The 1,113-nt window shown below is 44.7% G+C and carries 1 protein-coding gene; it reads right to left on the bottom strand.

The window, feature by feature from the left end; genetic code table 11:
- On the bottom strand, positions 1–1,113 hold a 1,113-nt coding region (locus tag R7Q47_RS25980), incomplete at both ends, for a PrkA family serine protein kinase (protein ID WP_318090225.1).

Below are 1,113 nucleotides of genomic sequence, written 5' to 3'. Positions count from 1 at the left end.
GTATTGGAGAACATTTTCTTCTCGATTACCGTGCGCAGTTTTTCGTAGCTGGTCCAAACTGGGTTTTGACCATTGTTATTCGCTTTCGCACGAAGCACAAAGTTAACGATTTCGTTTCGGAAATCTTTCGGGTTGGAGATACCAGCGGTTTTCTCAATTTTCTCTAGTTCCGCATTGAGAGATGCGCGGTCAAATAGCTGTCCCGTTTCTGGATCGCGGTATTCTTGGTCCTGAATCCAGAAGTCTGCGTAGGTAACATAACGGTCGAAGATGTTTTGGCCGTATTCAGAGTAAGATTCTAGGTATGCGGTTTGAATCTCTTTACCGATAAACTCAACGTAACGAGGAACGAGGTACCCTTTCAAAAACTCAAGATATTTTTCTGCGGTTTCTGAAGGGAACTGTTCGCGCTCTACTTGTTGTTCAATCACATAGAACAGGTGAACTGGGTTTGCTGCCACTTCGGTTTGGTCAAAGTTGAACACGCGAGACAAAATCTTAAACGCAAAACGTGTAGATAGGCCGTTCATACCTTCATCGACGCCTGCGTAATCTCGATATTCTTGGTAGCTTTTCGCTTTAGGATCGGTGTCTTTTAGCGTCTCACCGTCGTACACGCGCATTTTCGAGAAGATAGACGAGTTTTCAGGCTCTTTCAGACGAGAAAGGATGCTGAACTGCGCCAATGTTTCTAATGTGCTTGGTGAGCAAGGGGCTTGAGACAGTTCACTGTTTTCAAGCAGTTTTTGATAGATTTTAACTTCTTCCGATACGCGTAAACAGTACGGTACTTTAACGATGTATACACGGTCTAGGAAGGCTTCGTTGTTTTTGTTGTTGCGGAAGGTTTGCCACTCAGATTCGTTAGAGTGAGCCAAAATCATGCCGTCGAATGGAATCGCAGAAAGGCCTTCCGTCCCGTTAAAGTTGCCTTCTTGTGTTGCGGTTAGTAATGGGTGCAATACTTTAATTGGCGCTTTGAACATCTCGACGAATTCCATCAAGCCTTGGTTTGCTTTACACAGCGCGCCAGAGTAGCTGTACGCATCTGGGTCGTCTTGAGAGTAGTGTTCGAGTTTACGGATATCCACTTTACCAACGAGTGATGAAATA

The sequence above is a fragment of the Vibrio sp. Vb0349 genome (assembly GCF_033338975.1).
This window is presented reverse-complemented; position numbering and strand designations above follow the sequence as displayed.